At 36.7% G+C, this 21,971-nt stretch carries 21 protein-coding genes; 18 read left to right on the forward strand and 3 right to left on the reverse strand.

What is annotated here, in order from left to right; translation table 11 throughout:
- Positions 1 to 51 precede the first annotated feature (51 nt).
- Positions 52 to 1,146, forward strand: a complete 1,095-nt coding sequence (locus AC4MRQ_RS06015) for a YncE family protein (protein WP_491196751.1) — start codon at positions 52 to 54, stop codon at positions 1,144 to 1,146.
- A gap of 59 nt (positions 1,147 to 1,205) precedes the next feature.
- On the opposite strand, the gene AC4MRQ_RS06020 is transcribed toward AC4MRQ_RS06015, so the two are convergent.
- Both AC4MRQ_RS06020 and AC4MRQ_RS06025 read right to left on the reverse strand, forming a co-directional pair.
- Positions 1,206 to 1,637 (reverse strand): thioesterase family protein, encoded by a 432-nt coding sequence (locus tag AC4MRQ_RS06020; protein ID WP_491196752.1) that lies wholly within the window; start codon positions 1,635 to 1,637, stop codon positions 1,206 to 1,208.
- Between the two features lie 188 nt (positions 1,638 to 1,825).
- A complete protein-coding gene (locus AC4MRQ_RS06025; RefSeq protein WP_491196753.1) occupies positions 1,826 to 2,437 on the reverse strand; it encodes a hypothetical protein in 612 nt (203 codons plus the stop codon).
- Positions 2,438 to 2,648: 211 nt separating this feature from the next.
- Here AC4MRQ_RS06025 and AC4MRQ_RS06030 point away from each other — a divergent pair, with 211 nt between their 5' ends.
- The 16 genes from AC4MRQ_RS06030 to lpdA all read left to right on the forward strand — a co-directional run bounded on the left by AC4MRQ_RS06030 (position 2,649) and on the right by lpdA (position 20,108).
- Positions 2,649 to 3,284 carry a hypothetical protein gene (locus AC4MRQ_RS06030; RefSeq protein ID WP_491196754.1) on the forward strand — a complete coding sequence of 212 codons (636 nt, stop codon included), beginning with the start codon at positions 2,649 to 2,651 and terminating at the stop codon, positions 3,282 to 3,284.
- A 15-nt stretch (positions 3,285 to 3,299) separates the two neighbouring features.
- Positions 3,300 to 3,602: a winged helix-turn-helix domain-containing protein gene (locus tag AC4MRQ_RS06035; RefSeq protein ID WP_491196755.1), complete on the forward strand. Its 303-nt coding sequence runs from the start codon at positions 3,300 to 3,302 to the stop codon at positions 3,600 to 3,602.
- Positions 3,603 to 3,743: 141 nt separating this feature from the next.
- Entirely contained in the window at positions 3,744 to 6,227 is a 2,484-nt protein-coding gene (locus AC4MRQ_RS06040; RefSeq protein ID WP_491196756.1) for an XrtN system VIT domain-containing protein, read from the forward strand.
- Positions 6,228 to 7,640, forward strand: a complete 1,413-nt coding sequence (xrtN, locus tag AC4MRQ_RS06045; RefSeq protein WP_491196757.1) for an exosortase N — start codon at positions 6,228 to 6,230, stop codon at positions 7,638 to 7,640.
- A gap of 97 nt (positions 7,641 to 7,737) precedes the next feature.
- On the forward strand, positions 7,738 to 8,427 hold the full coding sequence (locus AC4MRQ_RS06050; protein ID WP_491196758.1) for a hypothetical protein: 690 nt from the start codon (positions 7,738 to 7,740) through the stop codon (positions 8,425 to 8,427).
- A 670-nt stretch (positions 8,428 to 9,097) separates the two neighbouring features.
- Positions 9,098 to 9,646, forward strand: a complete 549-nt coding sequence (locus AC4MRQ_RS06055) for a TetR/AcrR family transcriptional regulator (protein WP_491196759.1) — start codon at positions 9,098 to 9,100, stop codon at positions 9,644 to 9,646.
- A 203-nt stretch (positions 9,647 to 9,849) separates the two neighbouring features.
- Positions 9,850 to 10,674 (forward strand): nitroreductase family protein, encoded by an 825-nt coding sequence (locus AC4MRQ_RS06060; protein WP_491196760.1) that lies wholly within the window; start codon positions 9,850 to 9,852, stop codon positions 10,672 to 10,674.
- A gap of 31 nt (positions 10,675 to 10,705) precedes the next feature.
- Positions 10,706 to 11,236, forward strand: a complete 531-nt coding sequence (locus AC4MRQ_RS06065) for a cytochrome b (RefSeq protein ID WP_491196761.1) — start codon at positions 10,706 to 10,708, stop codon at positions 11,234 to 11,236.
- A gap of 122 nt (positions 11,237 to 11,358) precedes the next feature.
- Positions 11,359 to 12,015, forward strand: a complete 657-nt coding sequence (locus AC4MRQ_RS06070; protein ID WP_491196762.1) for an NAD(P)H-binding protein — start codon at positions 11,359 to 11,361, stop codon at positions 12,013 to 12,015.
- Positions 12,016 to 12,332: 317 nt separating this feature from the next.
- A complete protein-coding gene (locus AC4MRQ_RS06075) occupies positions 12,333 to 13,439 on the forward strand; it encodes a sialidase family protein (RefSeq protein ID WP_491196763.1) in 1,107 nt (368 codons plus the stop codon).
- Positions 13,417 to 13,569 carry a hypothetical protein gene (locus AC4MRQ_RS06080; RefSeq protein ID WP_491196764.1) on the forward strand — a complete coding sequence of 51 codons (153 nt, stop codon included), beginning with the start codon at positions 13,417 to 13,419 and terminating at the stop codon, positions 13,567 to 13,569. The genes AC4MRQ_RS06075 and AC4MRQ_RS06080 overlap by 23 nt, the downstream gene beginning before the upstream one ends.
- 144 nt (positions 13,570 to 13,713) lie before the next feature.
- Positions 13,714 to 14,799 carry a DUF1573 domain-containing protein gene (locus AC4MRQ_RS06085; protein ID WP_491196765.1) on the forward strand — a complete coding sequence of 362 codons (1,086 nt, stop codon included), beginning with the start codon at positions 13,714 to 13,716 and terminating at the stop codon, positions 14,797 to 14,799.
- 67 nt (positions 14,800 to 14,866) lie between these two features.
- Complete coding sequence (gene meaB, locus AC4MRQ_RS06090; RefSeq protein ID WP_491196766.1) at positions 14,867 to 15,979, forward strand: methylmalonyl Co-A mutase-associated GTPase MeaB; 1,113 nt, start codon at positions 14,867 to 14,869, stop codon at positions 15,977 to 15,979.
- 44 nt (positions 15,980 to 16,023) lie between these two features.
- The gene (locus AC4MRQ_RS06095) at positions 16,024 to 17,124 is read left to right on the forward strand and encodes a redoxin domain-containing protein (RefSeq protein WP_491196767.1); all 1,101 of its coding nucleotides are present in this window, start codon (positions 16,024 to 16,026) and stop codon (positions 17,122 to 17,124) included.
- A gap of 159 nt (positions 17,125 to 17,283) precedes the next feature.
- Positions 17,284 to 18,381, forward strand: a complete 1,098-nt coding sequence (locus AC4MRQ_RS06100) for a redoxin domain-containing protein (RefSeq protein WP_491196768.1) — start codon at positions 17,284 to 17,286, stop codon at positions 18,379 to 18,381.
- Positions 18,382 to 18,716: 335 nt separating this feature from the next.
- Positions 18,717 to 20,108: a dihydrolipoyl dehydrogenase gene (gene lpdA, locus AC4MRQ_RS06105; protein ID WP_491196769.1), complete on the forward strand. Its 1,392-nt coding sequence runs from the start codon at positions 18,717 to 18,719 to the stop codon at positions 20,106 to 20,108.
- Positions 20,109 to 20,157: 49 nt separating this feature from the next.
- On the opposite strand, the gene AC4MRQ_RS06110 is transcribed toward lpdA, so the two are convergent.
- Positions 20,158 to 21,630, reverse strand: a complete 1,473-nt coding sequence (locus AC4MRQ_RS06110; protein WP_491196770.1) for a sensor histidine kinase — start codon at positions 21,628 to 21,630, stop codon at positions 20,158 to 20,160.
- Between the two features lie 184 nt (positions 21,631 to 21,814).
- On the opposite strand from AC4MRQ_RS06110, the gene AC4MRQ_RS06115 reads away from it, so the two are divergent.
- Positions 21,815 to 21,971, forward strand: a 157-nt coding sequence (locus tag AC4MRQ_RS06115; RefSeq protein ID WP_491196772.1) for an alanine:cation symporter family protein, incomplete at its 3' end; no start/stop codon positions are given.

The raw sequence follows: 21,971 nt of genomic DNA on the forward strand, positions 1-21,971 counted from the left end.
GGAATAATATCTTTGGCTGTTTAATTTAGATGACGATTATAATCAATAAATATGAAGAAACTTTTCCTTGCCTTAGGAGTTGTCGCCTCCATTGGCTTAAGTAGCTGTAATGATGTTAACGTTTATAAGTTGGAAGCGCATCAGGGAGCGTTTGTGTTAAATCAGGGAAGCTCTAAAAGTACTATAAGCTATTATAACTATGAGCGAGAAGAATGTACCAACGATTACTACCAGTTAAAGAATAATGGTGCAAGTATTGGTGCGGGTGCAACAACTATGGCGATTAATCGAAATAGTGATTTTCCCAGAGGTGTGGCTTATGTTACTGTTCCAAACGATAATAGCGTTGAACTAATCAACCTTGATGGATTCATTGATGCAGGTAATATAGATGACTATACAAAACCCAATGATGTTTTAGTGGCTGGGGACACGACTATTTATGTCAGTCATGAGAATAATAAAGTATCAGAATACGATGTGATGAATAACAATCCTGTCAGAACTTTTGATCTTGATGATCAACCTCAAAAACTAATCTCATCAGGTAAGTATCTTTATGCAGCTTGTAAAGGGGATGCAAATGGTTCTAATGTGTTTGTTGTCGATATGAGTAATAACATCTTAGTAGATACGGTAGAATTGAGCCATAATAACCCAATCGATATGGTGGTTGATACCGATCGACGGGTATGGATATATTGCAATAGTGATGAACAGGCATTAGTAAGACTTGACCGGGAATTTGTTACCAAAGTATTGGATGAAGGTGAAGAAACTGAACGTGACACAATTTTTATAACTAATGAAGCTACCACCTTTGTATTAGGAGAAAAATCAGTTGATTATGCCAAGCCTTTAACAATCTCTCCGGATGGACGTACATTGTACTACGTTTATGGCAAGCTTTGGTCCAATTCTGTATACATAGAAAACGAGGATGAATTAAAGAAAAATGCAGCTGTTACTGGTAATTACTCCGAGGAAGCCTTTAATGGTATCGATTATGATTCTCGCAGAAATCGTTTGATGGGCTTAACCACTGGCAAACAGTTGGTAGTTTTACGGAATACTGATGAAGGATGGACAGATGATGAAGTTTATACAGTTGGAGATAATCCGATAATGACGAGTTTTAACTACTAGAATAAATTGTTTTGTGAAAAAATAGAAGAGGCTGTCTCCAAAGGACGGCCTCTTTTCTTTTATCCACTATGTTCTTCAACAAACGTTTTATGGCAAACAATATAACGTTCGTGAGCTCCAATACCAATTGAATCGCCGTCCTTGTTCACCATGGCAACATCAAAAAACAGTTTTTTCCCTTCCATAAACTTAAGATGAGCTCTGCAAATAATTTCCTCACCAACCTTGGCAGTGTGCAGGTGTCTTACATTCATTTCAGTACTGACAGAATCGTAACCAACTGGTAGATTGGGATCGATAAGTGCAACACAACACTGTTCCATATAAACGATCATCGCGGCAGTAGAAATAAACGGAACTTTACCTGTCTTTAAGTAAGTAGCTAAATCATCACTTCTTACAATGATTCGTTTTTCTGTCTGACTGCCAACTGAGAGATGATAATTACTGGGAGGAGCTCCTTTATACTTTTTGTCACAATCTGTACTCATAGCTATAGGGTATTTCTATAAATTTAAACCTTTTTAAAGGGAAATAAAACCTTTGAGCAATAAAAGTATAGGAGGTAAGTCCGATTTAAATTATTCGTTAATAAATAACTGAGGTTTAAGAGGAACTTAGTTATAGGAATATTAGAAATGAGGATATTATGAAGAAATATCCTCATTTCATTTGAATATTATTTTTCTTTTCTATTAACGTCATAAATAGTACCATCTGAGTACATATTCTCCAATTCGGTACGCGACATCATGTAAATATCCTCTGTATAGCAAGAATCTACATCAATTTCTTCTATGCCAGTCTTTTGAGAATAATCGTAGTTATTGTATAAAAAGTATAAGCTATCCTCACTAACTGCAACCACCTTCAAGGTAGAATATCGATTAGGACCATTCTCATATTCATATACATCGCCGGTTATAGGAGCATCAATGTATTCCTTTTCAGTTTTTGCTTCAGCATTATCAGAAATAACGAATAATCCGATGATCAAAGCAATGACCAATACACCTGAAAAGTGCCAGAAAGGTATTTTTGTGTCACCTTTCATTGTTTTATAGGCGCGCTTCATATCATCATTCATTTCTTTTTTACTAAAGGACTTTTGGCAATGGGTACAGATTGCTCTGCCAGTTTTACCAATTGAGATAGTTGGTATCCAGAATATATGCACATATCGGCCAAAGACGCTATTAACGATCGTGCCAGTTTCACCACAATGAGGACATGTAACTCGATTGTTAGGTTCAGATTTAATGTGTGATGTTCGCCATCCGTAAATTACCATGTGTAGATTTTTTTAAAAGTTAGTTCTTAAAAGTAATTACCTTATTGAATTGTTGAAAAAAACTTTGGCTTAGATTTATTCTGAATAGTGAACTATTAAATAAACAGGTAGATATGAAGTTTAAATAGCACAAGTAAAAAGAAATACTGAATAAAAATATTTGCATAATACAAAATCAATCATTTACTTTGAATTTCAAAGAACTTTTAAAATGAATACACAAGAGCATTTGAGTCAATTGTCAGAGATTAAATCCTTAATGGAACGTTCTAGTAAGTGTCTTTCTTTAAGTGGACTATCAGGAGTGGCTGCCGGTTGCATTGCTTTAATATGTGGAAGCTATGCCTGGTGGTATGTTGGAGGCAATCAGTTTGCGTCACCTGTTGACGTAACCAATCACTTCTTTGGTTACCCCATTACCAGTCGACCATTTATTCATGTTGTGTCCATTGCTACCATTACTTTGGTTTTAGCCATTGGTGCTGCATTCTTTTTTACCTATCAAAACAGCCGGAAGAAGGGGTTAAAAATATGGGATGCTTCAACTAAGTATTTTCTCATCAATTTGTTTATCCCCATTATTACAGGAGGTTTATTTTGCCTGTCCTTGATTTATCATGGTGAATTGTATCTGCTTTCGTCTTGTACCTTGATTTTTTATGGCTTAGCATTACTCAATGCCAGTAGATACACACATCAGGAAATAAGATATTTGGGAATATCTGAAATAGTTCTTGGACTAGTTAGCACCTTCTTTATTGGATACGGTATTGTCTTTTGGCTTTTTGGCTTTGGTGTGCTCCACATTGTTTATGGTATTGTGATGTATTTAAAGCATGAGAAATAATAAAAACCTCTTCTCATGAAAAACATCATCGATAATTTAAGCAAGCTTTTTGAGAGTCGTTTACGGTTGGGAATTATGGCTATCCTGATGGTGAATGAAAAAGTAGATTTTAACTTCTTAAAAGAGCATTTAAAGGCTTCGGATGGCAATCTGGCCAGTCACCTTAAAGCACTGGAAAAGCATGAATTAATTGTGGTAAGTAAGCAGTTTGTTGGCCGAAAACCTAAGACCACCTACCAGGCAACGGATCTGGGGAGAGCCCTTTTTAAGCAGCACCTTGATGGCTTAAATAATTTGATACTGAATATAGGTACATAATTTTTTTCAACTTTCACTTTGTATTTCAAAGTACTTTTAGATTATTAATAACGATAATACATTCAATGCTGCTAATCAAATGGAACAGGTGTTTCAGGCGGTTAATCAGGCATTGGAATGTCAATTAAAACAAACTTAAACATGAAAATTCAACTAACCCCTGTGCAACAAATCGGAATGGTGTTACTACCTGTCACCATGGTGATTTATTATTTTGTTCCTCAAAGCAACTCTTCATTGGAGGGGATGGCACTGATTAACTACGCTATAGCTGTTTTGTATTTCTTTCTGTCATTTGGCGATTGGCCAACTAAAACCAATTTCTTTCGACTGGTACGACCGCGCATTAACTGGCACATCCTAATGGCCATATTACTCGTTAGCTGTTTCAGCCTCAATAAAGATATTCATGTATTTGCCCTGACGCCACTTTGGCTCGAATTGTTTCTAATACCTCTATTATTTGCTTTTGTATTAATTGCAGTCAATGAGGAGTTGCCTTGGTGGCAGTCGGTTATGTTATCTTTTATTACTGGGTTGGGTAGTTTAGTTCTGGTTTATTATACCATTGTTCTATTGCCTACAATACCTATTGCCATTATCGGGCTTATACTGTTAGGGCTTTCCATTCATTTGGTAGTGCCTTTTATAATGGTTGGTATGCTTATTACATGCGTCGTTAAAGAAAGCTGTGTAAATGCGAGGGGGAAGTTTATTGCAGCAGGAATGGTGGCCGGTTTATTGTTACTGGGGACCTTTACTGGTTTGTACATACATCACGCCAATAAAATAATGAATGCTCGGGAAGATATTGTTTTAAGTGAAGGTTCGGAATTGCCAGAGTGGGTGTTATATGCTCAGAAATGTCATTCAACATTTTGGGCTAAACGAACCATTGGACTGGGCTTATTATACGACAAGCATACAAGTGATTGGTGGGGATTGGATTTTGGTCGTGGTTCTTTTTCTGAAATTGCTGAGCACGACCCTTTAGTTGCAACTGCAGCTTTGGGACAGAGAACCATTGAGTTAAGCAATAAAGAAAAAGTTAAAATATTGTCTGCCAGTGCCAATACGCGTCATTATGCCTATGAAAAGCTATGGTCGGGGCGTGATTTAAAAGTCAGTAAGGTATTGAAAGATATTCGAGTGTACCCCGCACACCGTTTGGCTTTTAGCGAAAATACCTTCTGGATAGAAAACACAAATAAGTCGGATTGGAGTCAACAAGAAGCCTTGTTTACTTTTTACCTGCCCGAAGGCGCGATGGCTTCGTCATTATCATTATGGATTGATGGGAAAGAAGAGAAATCAAGACTAACCACACGTAGAAAGGCAGCAACTGCCTATCGGCAAATTGTTGGTGTCGAAACACGAGATCCGGTGGTGTTGCATTGGCAGGAAGGTAACCGCTTAACCGCTACAATATTTCCTTGCACACCAAGTGAGGCGCGACGCGTAAAAATTGGGATCACCTCTCCACTAAAACAAAAAGGGTCATTGTTGTATTTAGAACCATTACAGGTTGCAGGTCCTGATGATAAAGGTGCAGATGAAGTGATTCACTTAAAGGTGATTGGTGATGCTCAGCGACTAAGATTACCAAACGCTTTTGAAAAAAAGGCGAGGAATCAGTATTTGTACAACGGTAGCATTTATAAAGACTGGCAAGCTAGTTTGCCGGCGATACCTCTAAGTCATGAGCCATTTGTGTTTAAAGATAAAGCCTACCAAGTGAAGGCATTGGATCATAATGGCTTTTTAAATCCGGATAAGGTCTATTTAGATGTTAACAGCCAATGGACAAAAACCGAAGTGGAGCAGGTGTTGATTAAAGCTGGAGATTGTCCAGTGTATGTCTATACACATGAGTTTGCGAAACTTGATTTGTCAAATTTGGATGATGTTTATAAAGCTTTGTCTGAGAAAGCATTTAGTTTATTTCCAGTGCATAAGGTAAAATCAATTGAATCGGCATTATTGGTGAGCAAAGGACAAAAGAATTCACCATTACCATCAGAGTTGGAAGGCTCCGGTTTTTACAAAGGTTTGCGTTCATCTTTGAAAAACTACCAGAAACCTTTGGCTTGTGTCGTTATTGACGGGGAACAATCGGATTATATTTCAAGCCTCGAGCAGTACAAATTATTAAGCTGTCAGCCATTAAGCAAGTATGCACTGGAGCAGAAAGGTTTGGATGAATGGTATCGCTTGCATGAAACAGATGATAATTCAATTGTTTTGCCAAACGCAGACATAATGATAGAGTGTTGTGATGCAGGTAAGTCTTTGTCAAATAGCGGTATTGCCCCAACTCACTTAATGCGCTTATATAACTACCATATGGTAATACAAAAGGCTGGTCATTTATTATTGCAGAACAGTGAGTTGATACCCGATGAAGTGTATGTTTTGTGCGACGAAGCCTACATTGTATCTCCTGTATCAAGCTTAATTGTGCTTGAAACACAAAAGGATTACGACCGCTTCGATATAGATGAGAGTGTCGATAGTTTGAAAAATGCCGATCTGAAAGATTCCGGTGCTGTTCCTGAACCTCATGAATGGGCTTTAATAGCAGTTGTTTTAGCCATCATCACTTTAGTTTATCTCAAATTTAAGTAAATGATGCAATACAGGCATATACGTCAGCTGGCGCTTAACTTTTGCTTAAATCATACTTGCTTATGCGAAAAGATTTTAAAGTTTGTAGGTGCGGTGGCTGACTTAACCACTGGTATAAGCAGGTTGTTTTCAAACCTTAATGACAGAGTCTTTTGGATCTTATTGTTAATGGCTTTAACTGCAGCTCCCGTCATACATAAGTATGGCGGACTCCGCTTTGAGCAAGTATTATTTCTTATGGTTTTACCCTTTACCCTGCGCCGTCAGGGAATTAAGTTTGAACGCTTAAGTCTTATCTGGGCCATTTTATTTATATTATTATACTATTTGCTGCACGTTTACAGTGCCTTTTACATTGGTCTGGGATTGGCCGTTATGGCTGGTTTATCAGCAACGGCTTACCAGCCAACACGCTTATCGTACATGCTAATTGCCATTACCACCCCGGCTTTGCAGTATCTATTTCAGGTATTTAGCTTTACTATTCGTTTGCAACTGACAAACTTGGCAGGTATGGTACTGAAATGGTTTTATCCGGCCATAGAGATGGCTGGCAACTGCCTGGTGCTAAAAGGTGTTAACTATACCATAGCGCCTGAATGTCTGGGCTTAAATATGCTCTCGTCTGCCTTGGTAATGGCGGTATTTGCTTTGGCATTTTGGGGTAAACGCTATCAATCGCAGGCCGGATTGCCCGTCATTGTGCTGTTCGCTTTGGTGGCTTTTACCCTTGTGTCAGCTGGTAATGTGGTTCGGATCATTCTGACGGTCATGTTTAGTGCCATGCCCGATACCTTAATGCACGAATTGATTGGTTTATTGGTCTTTATTATCAATACTTGCCTGCCATTGTTACTATTAGGAGCCTGGGCTAGTCGATTCTTTAAGCTCGAAGCCACACAAAACCTGCAACCGAAGAAGTTACCAATGTTATTGACTGTTTTGTTAGTAATGCTTACGGGTGGTGCCTATTTTATTGATAATAACCAGGTTCAGGAGGCTCAAGCGCCTTTGGAACTTAACATTATAGGCATGCAGCAAAGTTGCAGTACCGATGGTGTGGTGAAGATGACAAACGACGAAGTGCTTATCTACCTTAAGCCACCAGCCTTTTTCCTGGGTTCCGATCATCATCCGTTTATTTGCTGGCGAGCGAGTGGTTACCACATCAAAAATGAGAATGTCAGCCAAGTTGCCGGTCATGAGGTTTACACATTTGAAATAGAGAAAGACGGGGAAGCTCCTTTGTATTCATGCTGGTGGTATTCCAATGGCAAGCGGCATACCTGCAGCCAGTTGCAATGGCGCCTGGCAAGCTTAAAAGGAGATAAGCCTTATAGTGTTGTGAACGTATCAGCCAATGATAAAGATAGATGCCTTCAGATGGTTGAAGAAATATTAACGTTACTTTAACCAAAATAATGAGTAATGTATATAAGTGATTGAAGTACAGTTATATATTGCACTTTGTGTGAGAAACATTAGAGTAATGATAAGACCGAAACATAAAATGAATAAAAAGACTCTAAAGTGCTTAATTATAGGATTAATAATAGTTGTGGGTTTATCTGTTTTGATATACCTGTTAAGAGGAGTATTTGCATTTATATTTTTCTTTATATCAATGGATAGTTCAAGTAAAAATGAATTGATAGAAAACTATGAGTTAAATAAAACCGTAATTCATGAACTCAAAACAACTTATGATAATATTGTTCCAGAGGGATTTAGAATATATATAGAGTTCAATAACAAAAATAGTATTGACTTATGGGTTTATGAAAAAGCAGATTCGGAAGATAAAAATATGATTTGTTTGTTCCAACAGTGGGATATTAATCCATATGACTATGTTATGGAACCAATGACCAAATATGACAGCTCAGAATATGCTCCTAAAACAAAAGATTTAGATTTAGTCAAAAGAAAATTGAATTGGACTGAAGGTAGATTCGTTGAGATTAAGGAAATACTTGATAATGCAAATTGTATTTCAATTAAAAATGGTGAACCGTCAGAAATAGGATTTGCTCGAAGTGGAATGGGAAAATACTTCTATCACATCTTTCATGACCCAATCCCTGAAAAAGAAATTGAAAATTGGAACGACAGCTGTTCCTATATTTATTATGAACCAAAATTGGTGTTAGGATATGCAGGTGGAGCGATTGGCGCTCAATGTTTTCCTGACTCCGATTAATTAATAACTATGCTCAAGTAATTTTATAGCAAAGCAGGTGCAGTCTTGAATTTTTGTAATTAGCGAATGCTGAGCCAAGTTCATTTAAGCTACAAAAAACGGTAAATTGATTAGCTACTAATTTGATAATAAATAATATAATGCAATAGAACTTTAATAATAAACTAATCCATAATGTCATGATTAAGATTACCAAATACTTACTGTTCCAACTACCTGAATTTTATCTAATTACAATAATTCTGCTAGTCGGCTATTGTTCACCATTTTCATTTACACCCTTTGTCATTGTAGTTGCTTTTATCATTTTGCTTCAAATTATTTTTAAAAACAGAATCAGCGGTATAATATTAGCCAGTCTTCTGTTCCTTCTCAACCTCTATTTCTTAGATGTCCTATTGTCTGAATTCAAGGAATTTGAGGCTTTTAACATGAATACTGAAAGGATGTTGATAGTAGGTATTCCTCTCTGGCTGTCTAATATGAGTGTTTCTGGAGTGATGTTTTACAAGTATAGCAAAAGGTTTTGATATAATTGAATAGTGAACTGGCAAGGAATTGGATACTTCCGGCCAAAATTAGGTAATAAACCAACTATTGTGATATTTTATTTCAACGAAAAAAATGACACAACTTTGTGACATTTTGAAATATTGTCTATATTTGTCACATGAAAGAGACAAAAAATAAAATTTTACAAGCTGCCATTATCATTTGGGGAAGTGATCTGGCTGCAACTCTAGACGATATTGCCAGCCATACAGGTATTTCAAGACGCACGCTACACAGGCATTATGAAGGACGCGAGGACTTAATGAAGTCTGTATTGAATTATATTATTGAGAAGTATCTGGAGTATACAAAAGACTTGCAGCAAAATACTTCAAGTGATCAAGAGTGTTTAAAAAAACTCCTTGAGTATGATATTAAAAGTGGCAGTGTATATAAGGTATTTTGTCAATTAAGGCGAACGAATTACACTGAGTTCGAAACGGATGATGAAAACTTTAAAGAGTTATACGCTTTTTACATTGGCCTGTTCGGGCGTTTAAGGTCTGATGGACAAATAAGGAATGAGTTATCAATCCAATGGCTGGAAACCTTTTATATGGCAATAGTTGAAGCTTGTTTGGGAGTTATTGATAGTGGAGTAGACGAGAAAGAATGTATGCATATGACCTGGACTACCTTATGGAATGGCATTAAAAGTGAGAAATAATATAGGCTATGATGTAAATAATAAATTATTCTTTGTCTCTGAAGAGCACATGGGTTTAAGTGCTTGATTCAAAATTAAATTCATACTGAAATCGTGTTAGTTGATCAGCTTTACAGCTTGGTCAGCCTGGAATTGTTGTGGCTTTTTTTATAAGGTTTTAAATCAGGAATTTCAGAAAATATATACACATAAACACAGATAAAATGTTAGACTTTAAAGTATCAAAATCAGATTGTGTCCGTTGCGGACAATGTGCTCTCGAATGTCCTGTAGGAATAATCGAGATGCAGGAAGAACCAAAGATAGCACCAGAAAAAGAAGCCTATTGTGTAAAATGTCAACATTGCTTGGCGGTATGTCCCACGGGAGCATTGTCTATCTTAGGTAAAAATCCGGCAGATAGCCAAAAGAATAATTTCATACTACCAGACCCGGAAGCTATGGGCGAAATGATTAAAATGAGACGATCAACGCGCCGATATAAAAAGGAGAGTCTTGATAAGGAGTTAATCAGGGAGCTATTAGAAACTGCATCATTAGCACCAACTGGTCATAACGACAACAGTGTGCAATTTACGGTTGTAGATGATGCTGATACAATGGACAAACTAAAAGACTTGTTTTACGCATCACTGAATGATATGCCAGAAACCAACATCCCGGAAATAAAACGTGCTTATCTGCAGCAGGTTTCCGATATGTGGAAAGCAAATGGTGTGGATATCATGTTTAAAGATGCTCCACATGTGCTGATTGCTTCTGTTCTTAAAAACTGTATGACGCCACAACAGGACGGTATAATCGCACTAAGTTATTTTGAACTACTAGCCAACGCTAATGGTATTAGTACTTTATGGACCGATATGGTAAAGACCGTTATCGAAGATATTAATCCCGACTTGCGTAAATCAATAGGCATACCTGAAGATCATCTTATAGCCTTTACTATGCTGTTTGGCAAACCAGCCGTTAAGTATGCACGATCTGTTCAGCCTGAAGCCGCAATAATTCAATCAGTTCATTTTTAATTCTTTATAGTAGAAATAGTAATAATTTCAGATGATGAAAAAGACAAATAACAACCTTAATCAAAAGTATAGTAAAACAACCATCGTAACCCATTGGTTATCGGCCCTTCTTATATTGGTCTTAACAATTCAGGGCTTTTACATGAAAGATCTGGTTTATGCAGATAAAACGGGTTTAGTAAAGCTACATGCTATTATGGGAGCTTTCTTGTTATTAATCAACATTCCAAGGTTTTTTTCCTTATTTATAGCCAGGCGTCCTGACCATTTGGAAACCGGCTCGCCATTCAATGATAAGCTTATAATATGGATTCATAACGGCCTATATTTCCTTATCTTTTCAATTATTATCTCAGGTATATCAACAACCTTGCTAGGTGGTTATGCCAAAGTTATTCAAACCGGTTTAGTTGACAACATAATACCATCAGAAAAGCTACTTCCTTTACAGATCCATAGTATCATGAGTATCTTAATAACAGTTTTGGTATTTATACATGTTGTGGGCTTTTTTAAACACTGGCTGATTCAAAAGGAGAATACCTTAAAACGCATTTTATAATCACACCATTAATATTAACAAAATGATGAGTCTGGGACACGCCATTGCAAGGGCTGCTTTCACACCAAAGCGTCATAATAAAAGGACTTTAATTAAGAATTCAAACCATAAAAAGTAGAAGCATGAAGAATAAAAATATTTTAATACTCGGAGCATCGGGAGGAGTTGGAAAATGGGCCTTAAAACTAGCCCGGGAAAGAGCTTATAACATTACAGTAGTGGTGCGCTCGGCTCAAAGCATACAGCACACTGATGACATTAGAGTGATTGTAGGAAGTGTATTGGACAAAGAAGTGTTGGAGAAAGCCATACAAGGTCAGGATATGGTATTATCTTGTCTGGGTATTAAACGCAAAAACCAGAAAAACCCTTGGTCTCCATTGGTATCACCCGAAAACTTTATGGAAAATGTGATAAACAACACAATTGAGTTAATGCAAAGATACCAGGTTAACCGCTTGGTAACTATTAGTGCTGCTGGTGTTGGTGATAGTTGGCAGTCTGTTAGTTCATTTATGAAATTCATGATTAAATCAAGTAATGTAAAATATGCTTATAATGATTTTAATAAGATGGAAAACATCATGCGCAGCAGTGATATAGATAGCCTATCCATCCGTCCTGTTGGCTTAAAAGATGGGCCTCCTGAGAGTAAGGCTAAAATTGTCAATCGATTTGATATGAGCACTTATATTACTAAAAGCGATGTGGCAGGTTATATGCTTGATGCCTTGGAACGTCCGGAACAATATGGTAAACCGGAGGAGATGATTGGTTAATTTCAAAAATTAAATTCATGATACTACAAAATATTGATCCTGCTTTCTCGCACGATTCATTTGTTCATGGGTATTATAAAATGAAAAATACAATCCTATATGCACATGGCCTAAGATCAAATAAGGGCTGGTTCTTACAAGCATTTCTATATTAACTGCGTTGCCACCATTGATCGTAGACTAAACAAATTGTTGAATAACAGTTTATGGAATATCAATGGGTGGATAAATAATGGTATAAAGCAATTGATTAGTATAGAGTATTCTTATCTTTAATTCGATTAACTAATTGTTTACCTGTATTAAAGACGTTTCATATGAGAACTACTCTTTCCCTTTTCCTGTTTACATTAGCGGTTCAGGCAATTGCCCAATCTACAATTCGGAACGAAGACGGATTGACTTTTAAAGATTTATTTAATGCCAAAAGCAACGCAGATGTATCATGTTATCGTATACCGGCTATTGTAACGGCGCCTAATGGTGATTTAATTGCAGCAATTGACGAACGCGTACCTTCGTGTGGAGATTTAAAATGGAGTAAAGACATCAATATTGTTATACGACGTAGTTCTGATAACGGCCAAAACTGGTCCGACATTGAAAGGGTAGTGGGTTATCCCTTTGGTCAATCGGCCTCTGATCCTTCCATGATTGTGGATAAGGAAAAGGGCAACATCTTCCTTTTTTTCAATTATATGGATTTAGATAAAGAGAAAGATATTTACTATTTAATGTATGTCAAGAGTGAGGATAATGGAAAAACATGGAGTGAACCACAAGACATCACATCACAAATTGCAAAGGAAGAATGGCACAATAACTTTAAGTTTATCACATCGGGTAGAGGTATACAAACACGTGATGGCAAGTTACTGCACACATTGGTAAATCTTCAGCACAGTCTGTTTCTGTTTGCGAGCGATGATCATGGTAAGAACTGGTACTTAATTGATACACCTTTGAAACCAGGTGATGAGTCCAAGGTAATCGAATTGGATAATGGAAACTGGATAGTTAATAGTCGTGTTAATAAGAGCGGCTTGCGTTACGTTCATACTTCAAATGATGAAGGAAAGAGTTGGATCTCTAAACCCGATTCTGTATTGATTGATCCAGGCTGTAATGCCAGTATCATCCGCTATAGTTCTGTCAGCCAGGGTGACAATAAAAACCGTCTACTATTTGCTAACGCAAAGCATCCTGATAAACGTGAAAACATGACGGTAAGGATAAGTTATGATGAAGGTCAAACATGGACCCAAGGAAAAACCATCTATACAGGCGGTGCAGCTTACTCATCCATGACGGTTTTGAAGAATGGTGATATAGGTCTCTTTTTCGAGAAAGATAATTACACTGAAAATGTTTTTGTTAGGTTATCACTGGATTATCTGACAGATGGTAAAGATACAGGGAAGTAATACGAGAAGGTTAATCGCTGTTAAAGACGAAGATTGTATTTATGATCCTTTTGATCAGATTCAATTGAAAAGTATCATGGGTATTGAAATAGAGGAAGTAGTGTTGACAGAAACCTTAAAGCCTTGTTAAATTCTGATATTAGGACTTAAAACAATATAATTATTTATAGATTTGTGATGCTTTAGAAATGGAGGGTTTAATAATGTAACATCTATACTGGACATACGTATTTAAACCGTTCAATGTTAATTAATTAAAACTTAACTTTTAATAATGAAGAAGTTATTTATACTTTCAGTCTTATTAGGTACATGTCTTTTGGCAACTAAGGCGCAACATGCCAAACCCAATCTGGCTTTTGATAAGGTAATCCATAATTTTGGTGAGGTAAAAGAGGATGGAGGAACCAAAACATTTGAGTTTAAATTTAAAAACACAGGTGGACAACCATTGGTACTGCACAATGTAAAAGCATCATGTGGTTGTACAACGCCACAATGGACACGTAAACCAATACCTCCCGGAGGAACAGGATTTGTGAAGGCGATATTTGATCCAAGAAACCGTCCGGGTAACATTAATAAAAGTATTACGGTTGTATCAAATGCACAAAATTCAACAGTTATTCTTCGTATCAATGGTAAAGTGTTACCAAGAGAGAAAACTGTAGCGGATATTTATCCACGCAATATGGAAGTCATCCGATTAGAGTCATCTCATTTGGCTTTCACCAAAATGACACCTTCCCAAGTGAAAGAAGAAACATTAAAGATTATCAGTACTTCAGATAAACCTCTAAAATTAGGTTTTCTTAATGTTCCGCCACACATTAAAATTAAAAGTACCCCTGAAGTTTTAGAGCCTGGAAAAGCTGGAATTATTACTGCTACCTATGATGCTAAAGTTAAAAATGACTGGGGCTTTGTAACTGATAACATCTTCATAATTTTTGATGATGTAAGAAATTACTCTAATAGGTTAACAGTGAGTGCTTCTATTCAGGAAGATTTTTCTGCATGGAATGAAGAAAAACTTAAAAACGCTCCAATTGCCTCCATTTCGGAGAAAAAATGGAATTTTGGTGAAATAAAGCAAGGTGATGTGGTGAAACATCAGTTTGAGGTTAAAAACACGGGTAAAAGTGAGTTGATTATCAGAAAAGTTAAAGCATCATGTGGTTGTACTGCTATTAAACCGGCTAAAACGATTTTAGCTCCAGGTGAAACGACATTGATTGCAGCTGAGTTTAACTCAAAAGGTAAGAGCGGACGTCAAACAAAAACAGTAAGAATTGTTTCGAACGATCCAAAAAATACAAGTATGACCCTGATGATTACAGGTAATGTTTTAATCAACTAGAAAAATATTAGATGATGAAATAGGAGAGTTAGCCTGGCTTTGCTCTCCTTTTCTGTTTTTAAAGACCATGATTAATAAAGACGAACACAATCATATTGAAAACGATCCATCGTACAAAGGATTAAAGGTTAATAAAGGAGTTGAAAATGCTCCTGCTATTAATCCTAACGCGAATAAACGTCTTATAAAAAGGAAAAAGCAACTTAGTGTTGATGAATATGTTGAAGGCATTCTGAATAGTAATGTTACCATTTTAAGCCGGGCTGTCACAATGGTGGAAAGTTCGCTTCCTGAACATCAGAAAATTGCACAGCAGATCATAGAGAGGTGTTTGCCTTATGCTGGTAAGAGTATTCGACTGGGAATTACAGGAGTACCAGGAGCAGGAAAAAGTACTTTCATTGAATCGCTTGGGATGCACATCATCAAAAAAGGAGGCAAATTGGCAGTACTTGCTATTGACCCTTCGAGTGAACGCTCCAAAGGAAGTATTTTAGGTGATAAAACCAGGATGGAAAAACTGTCAGGCGAACAGAACGCTTATATTCGACCTTCTCCATCTGCAGGTTCATTAGGTGGTGTTGCACGGAAAACACGCGAAACAATTATTTTGTGTGAAGCAGCAGGCTTTGATACCATATTTATTGAAACGGTCGGAGTGGGACAGTCAGAGACAGCAGTACATTCGATGGTTGATTTCTTTCTATTGCTCATGCTTGCCGGTGCGGGAGACGAGCTTCAAGGTATTAAACGTGGTATTATGGAAATGGCTGATGCCATTACAATTAATAAAGCTGATGGACAAAATGTAAAACGTGCAGCTATGGCTCAGGCTGAATATCGTAGTGCTTTACATTTGTTTCCCCCAACCAAATCAGGCTGGACTCCTGAAGTAAAAACCTGTTCAGCGCTTTTTCATCAGAATGTCGATAAGATTTGGGACATGGTACTGGAGTATGTTCAACTAACCAAAGGTAACAACTACTTCGATCAAAACAGGCGATCGCAAGCCAAATATTGGATGTTTGAATCCATTAACGAGCAATTAAAAAGCAATTTTTACAATCATCCAACTATAAAAAAAGCATTGAAAGAGAATGAGCAATTGGTTTTAAACGATGAGAAAAGCTCGTTTGTAGCGGCTAAAGAGTTATTGGATGATTACTTTAAACGAATATAAATCAATAATAATATGGTCTGTAAAAGGCCTTTAATTTACTACTCATGAAAAAAGTATTGTTAGCAATCTTAAGTGTTGCAATGTTGGTTGCTTGTCAGCCAGAGTCATATGAAATAACTGGAACACTTGAAGGTGCTACAGCTGAAAGAGTTATTCTAAAAAAGCTACGTAAAGGTCAGCCTGTTAATGTGGATACCACTGAAATGGTTGATGGGACTTTCACTTTCACTGGAAGTGTTGAAGCTCCTGAATTATACATTTTAACTGTTGATGGAAAACAACAGCCTGCCGTGTTCTTTGCATCTAACGATAAAATTACAATAACAGGTAATGTTGATAAACTATCTGAAGCTGAAATAACAGGATCGAAATTAACCGATCTATTAAAGCAATTTAATGATGGTGTTCCCGGACAAGAGCGTAGTGAAGAGCTACAGCAAGAATTTCAGATGGCTTATATGAGTAAAGATCAGGATAAGCAAAAATTATTGCAGGAAGAAATGCAATCAATAATGGAAGATCAGCGCGCCTATTTCAAAAACTTTGTTAATGAAAACGTGGACAACGTGTGTGGTTTGTTTTTAGCTGGTCAGATGGCTCCGTCATTAGAATTGGATAAAATGCGTGAACTGATTGCCAAATTTGAACCGGCAATGGCAGAACATGTATACTTTATTGAAATGAAGGAATTATTAGGACCACTTGAAGAGTATGAGAAAGCTCAGGCTGCCACAGCAGAAGGTTCTGAAGCTCCTGATTTTACTTTACCTACGGTTGATGGTTCTGAAGCTACTTTAAGCAAATTCCGAGGTAAATATGTTTTAGTTGATTTTTGGGCAAGCTGGTGTAAGCCATGTCGTAACGAAAATCCTAATGTGGTTAAAGCCTTCAACGAATTTAGAGATAAAGGTTTTGAAGTCATTAGTGTGTCTGTTGATCGCGACGAAGCTGCATGGAAAAAAGCAATTGAAGAAGACGGTCTTACCTGGACTCAGGTTATTGCAAACGAAGAATCAGGTGTTGCAAAAACATATGCCATTCAGAGTATTCCAAGCACTTTCTTATTAGATAAAGAAGGTAAAATTATTGCTAAAAACTTAAGAGGTGAAGCTTTAGAAGCTAAATTATCTGAGCTTCTTAACTAGATTGTAGTCTAAAATATTCAGTAAAAAGTCATCTTGTTACGAGGTGACTTTTTTATTACGCCATTTTGATATAAACAATTGTGCAAGTATATTTAAACTCTCGTATTAAACAACCCAGATCATGAAAACATGACTCATCGATCTAAAAACATTCATCAAATGAAGAACCTATTTTTATTTGCAATTTCGGCCATAATGGTAATGGCATCATGTCAGCCTAAAGGGCCTGAATTCAAATTAAGCGGTAAGCTGGAAGGTGCTGCCGACAAAACAGTCGTAATTAGTATTTATGACAAAGATGGTGTTAATGTGAAGGATACATTAAACATTGTTGATGGAGTATTGAACTACTCAACAGAATTAAGCGAACCTGTTTTAGTTATGATAGGTGAAGCAGAAACAAGGAAAACAGTGAATTTCTTTGCTGACAATGTTGCTTATACTATTAATGGCTCATTGGAAAACATTACTGACGCAGAAGTGACAGGTGGTGAAGTTTTTAATGTGTACAAAACAGTAAGTGATGCATTAAAAGAAGTAGGTGAGAAAAATAATGAATTAAAGAAAGCTTACGGTGAAGCCGGTCAGGCTGGTGATACAGCTAAACAAAAAGCTATTTACGAAGAATACCAAGCTAACCAGGAAAAATCTGAAGAATTACAACTTGACGTGGTAAAAGCTAATCCAACATCTCCGGCAGCAGCATTTATTGTTTCCAATGTATTCGGTTATGGAAGCATTGACGAAATGAAAGAAGGATTGGCTATGTTGGATGCCACTCTTGCCAATTCAACGTACTATAAAGCTGTTAGCGAAAAGATTGAAAAGCTTGAGGCTGTTGCAGTTGGTAAAATAGCTCCTGATTTCACAATGAACGATGTGGAAGGAAATCCTGTTTCATTATCTTCCTTTAAAGGGAAATACCTATTGGTTGACTTCTGGGCAAGTTGGTGCGGTCCTTGCCGTCGTGAGAACCCACATGTGGTTGAGCTTTATACTGAATTCAAGGATAAAGGATTTGATGTTCTTGGTGTTTCCTTAGATCAAAAGAAGGATGCCTGGTTAAAAGCAATTGACGATGATAAATTAACATGGAACCATGTTTCTGACCTGAAAGGCTGGGGTAATGAAGCTGCCAAATTATACGCTGTTTCTGGTATACCTCATACTGTTTTGTTAGATAAAGATGGAAAAATCATCGCCAAGAACCTTCGCGGTGACGAGCTTAGAGCAAAAGTTGCAGAGCTTTTAAATTAAGAGATTAATTTATAAATCCAAATAGAGAAGGAGGTGTATAGCCTCCTTTTTTTGTGCCTAATAGTTAGGTATTGTATTAAGGTTATCAGAGGATTATTGGTTTGACAATTTGCATTAGATTTTAATAAATCCCAAGCGATTAGAAATTAAACTACTGTCTTCTGATTGAAGGACAAACCAACTATTAATCCCAATACTTGATATTTATCGTTTTATTCCAAACTCTTCGCGGCTAATTTTGTTTATGTAATCGATGTGTCATTTTTATGGCATTATAAATTTTATACATTTGTTATTTGAAACTCGTCTAAATAAGAAAAGTAAAACATAATAAAATGAACTACGATTTAATAGTTATCGGAAGTGGTCCGGGTGGATACGTTGCTGCAATCAGAGCGTCACAATTAGGTTTAAAAGTAGCAGTTGTTGAACGATCTGAGTTAGGAGGAATCTGTCTTAACTGGGGATGTATTCCAACTAAATCACTATTGAAAAGTGCCAATGTATTTGAATATTTAACACATGCCGCTGATTATGGTATAAGTATTAATGGTGAAGCAAATGCCGATTTTGAAGCCATGGTTAAGCGGAGTCGTGATGTTGCAGATGGCATGAGCAAAGGCATCCAGTTCCTGCTTAAAAAGAATAAGGTAGAAGTAATTCAGGGAACAGGAAAACTTTTGGGTAATAAGCAGGTTGAAGTAATTAATGAAGCAGGTGAAAAAACTGTTTATTCTGCAGAACATATCTTACTGGCAACCGGAGCAAGAAGTCGTCAACTTCCAAGCCTACCTCAGGATGGTGAAAAAGTAATCGGCTACCGTAAAGCTCTTACATTGGATAAACAACCTGAATCTATGATTGTAGTTGGTTCTGGTGCAATCGGAAGTGAGTTCGCCTATTTTTACAACGCCATTGGAACAAAAGTAACCTTAGTTGAATATATGCCAAATATTGTGCCCGTTGAAGACGAAGAAGTATCCAAACAATTAGGACGATCGTTTAAAAAGGCCGGCATCAAAGTAATGACTAAAGCTGAAGTAACACAGGTTGATACCTCAGGTGATAAAGTGAAGGTTGTTATTAAAACCAAAAAAGGTGAAGAAAACCATGAAGCAGATATTGTTTTATCGGCTGTTGGTATTACTCCAAACATTGAAAACCTTGGTTTAGAGGAAGCTGGTGTTCAGGTTGAAAACGGACGCGTTAAGGTAGATGAATTTTACCAGACCACGGCTCCTGGAGTATATGCAATAGGAGATATTGTGCCAGGACAGGCTTTAGCTCACGTAGCATCTGCAGAAGGTATTATTTGCGTTGAAAAAATTGCAGGTCATAGCCCAGATCCTATTGATTATGGTAATATTCCGGGATGTACGTACACTTCACCTGAAGTAGCTTCTGTAGGTATGACAGAGCATGCAGCCAAAGAGGCCGGATATGAATTAAAAGTTGGTAAATTTCCATTTTCAGCTTCCGGAAAAGCTAGTGCAGCAGGTCATAAAGACGGATTTGTAAAACTTATCTTCGATGCTAAATATGGTGAATTACTTGGTGCTCACTTAATCGGAGCCAATGTTACAGAGATGATTGCTGAGTTGGTAACAGCCCGTAAACTTGAAACAACAGGTCATGAAATTATAAAAGCTGTTCATCCACACCCGACAATGTCAGAGGCAGTAATGGAAGCTGCAGCAGCTGCATATGACGAAGTGATACATATTTAAAAAGAAACTCGTATTGATGTAAGAGGCTATCAGTATTTGGTAGCCTCTTTTATTTTTGCTCTGTGGTTTCTGTTTCAGGCTTTTGAAAAGCAATAATAAATGTACTGCCTTTGCCTACTGTACTTTCTACTCTAATTTGAGCATTATTTTTTTCAGCCAGTTCTTTACACAACAACAGTCCCAAACCAGTTCCAGGTTCATTATTGGTTCCCGGAGTTGAAATGTTACTTTCTATATTGAACAGATTTCCAATTTGTTGTTCAGTCATTCCAATGCCAGTATCCTGAATTTTTAGCAGGTCAAACTTCTCTTCGCTTTCGGTGAAAATTGAAATAGTACCGCTGTTATTCGTATATTTTATCGCATTAGACAATATGTTGCGCAGTATGGTTTTAATCATATTTCCATCTGCACAAACAGTTACCATTGGATCCACATTATTAACCAACTCAATTTGCTTATGGGCAATGTTGTGAGCTAATATTGCTTCTGCTTCTAATACCATTGTTGTCAAGCGAACAGGAGCTACTTGCTTCTTAATCAAATCGCTTTGTTGCTTTGACCAATCCAGTAAGTTGCCAAGCAGATCAAGTCCCTGATGAGCCGAATGTTGTATTGTTTTAAGTATATCCTTAATATCGTCTTTCGAATATTGTGAATAATCCGACAGTATTAATTCAATAATAGAAGTTTGCGCCGAAAAAGGTGATTTTAAGTCATGTCCGATGATACTAAACAGTTTATCTTTAGTAAGGTTAGCCTGTTGAAGTTCTTCTTTCTGATGTTCGATTAAGGCTTTTTGATCAGCTAATTTTTTGTTTAAGCGTTTCTCTTTTCTTAATTGTAATATGGCTAATTCCTTTTTTTGTTTTTCAAGCGCTAAATTCAGTTCCGAACTCTTCCTGAGATTGACTGTCGTCAGGTGCTTTTGATTGATTCGGTTGATCATTTTTGGGATGCTATATAGAAAATATCCCATTACCAGAAAGTAAGCACTTTTATAAATCTGTCCGGCCCAATCGGCAGAAGCTACCTGCTCAAAAAGCTCTTGTTCAATGTATGGAAACCGGATATAATAAATCAAGTTGAAACAAAAAACCGAATATAAAGCAGAAAAAATTACCAAACGTTTATCATATCTCAATACTGAGAGTAATATCAAAACCGGATATAAAAAAACTGACGCTGCTGTAGTTACAGCAATAGGTTTAAATAAAAAGGAGTAGTTAAATATATGAACGGTAAGAATAGAAATATCAATGGTTGCAGATAAAAAACGTATCCAGGTAGCACTGCCGTATTTGCGTAAAAGAATGTTTAAGATTGCATTATAAAAAATGTATATGCTGGCTAATAAGAGAGAAGTTAGTGCCCGGTCAGTATCTCCCGAATAATAGATATAGCCTATAAAAATCAGTATAAGGGCAATAAGCACCCACCTGAATTTAATTACTTCGTGCTCTCCCCAAACAGCATCTTCTTTGAATAATTCAGCAAACTTTTTGGTGTTAGGTTTATCCATGCTTCAATTTTAACCAAACAAAAGTAATTTATTTTTGATGATCATCAATAATCGCTGAATTGAATTTAAAAGGCATTGTAAGTACTGATGTTTTTTCGTGAATTATCCCTATAAATTTGGTTATATCAGGTCCAAAAACAATATTTGTAACAATCTTCAATATTGAAATTACAATCCATAATCTATGCAGGCATTAAACGAGTTTTTGAAACTAATTGATTCATACATTGGTGGACACTTTTGGTTTGTCTTATTCCTATTACTTACCGGTGTCTTTTTTACAATCTATTTAAAATTTCCTCAAGTTCGTTTCTTTAAATATGCCATTAGAATTGTAAGGG

This window comes from Carboxylicivirga sp., from assembly GCF_982718395.1.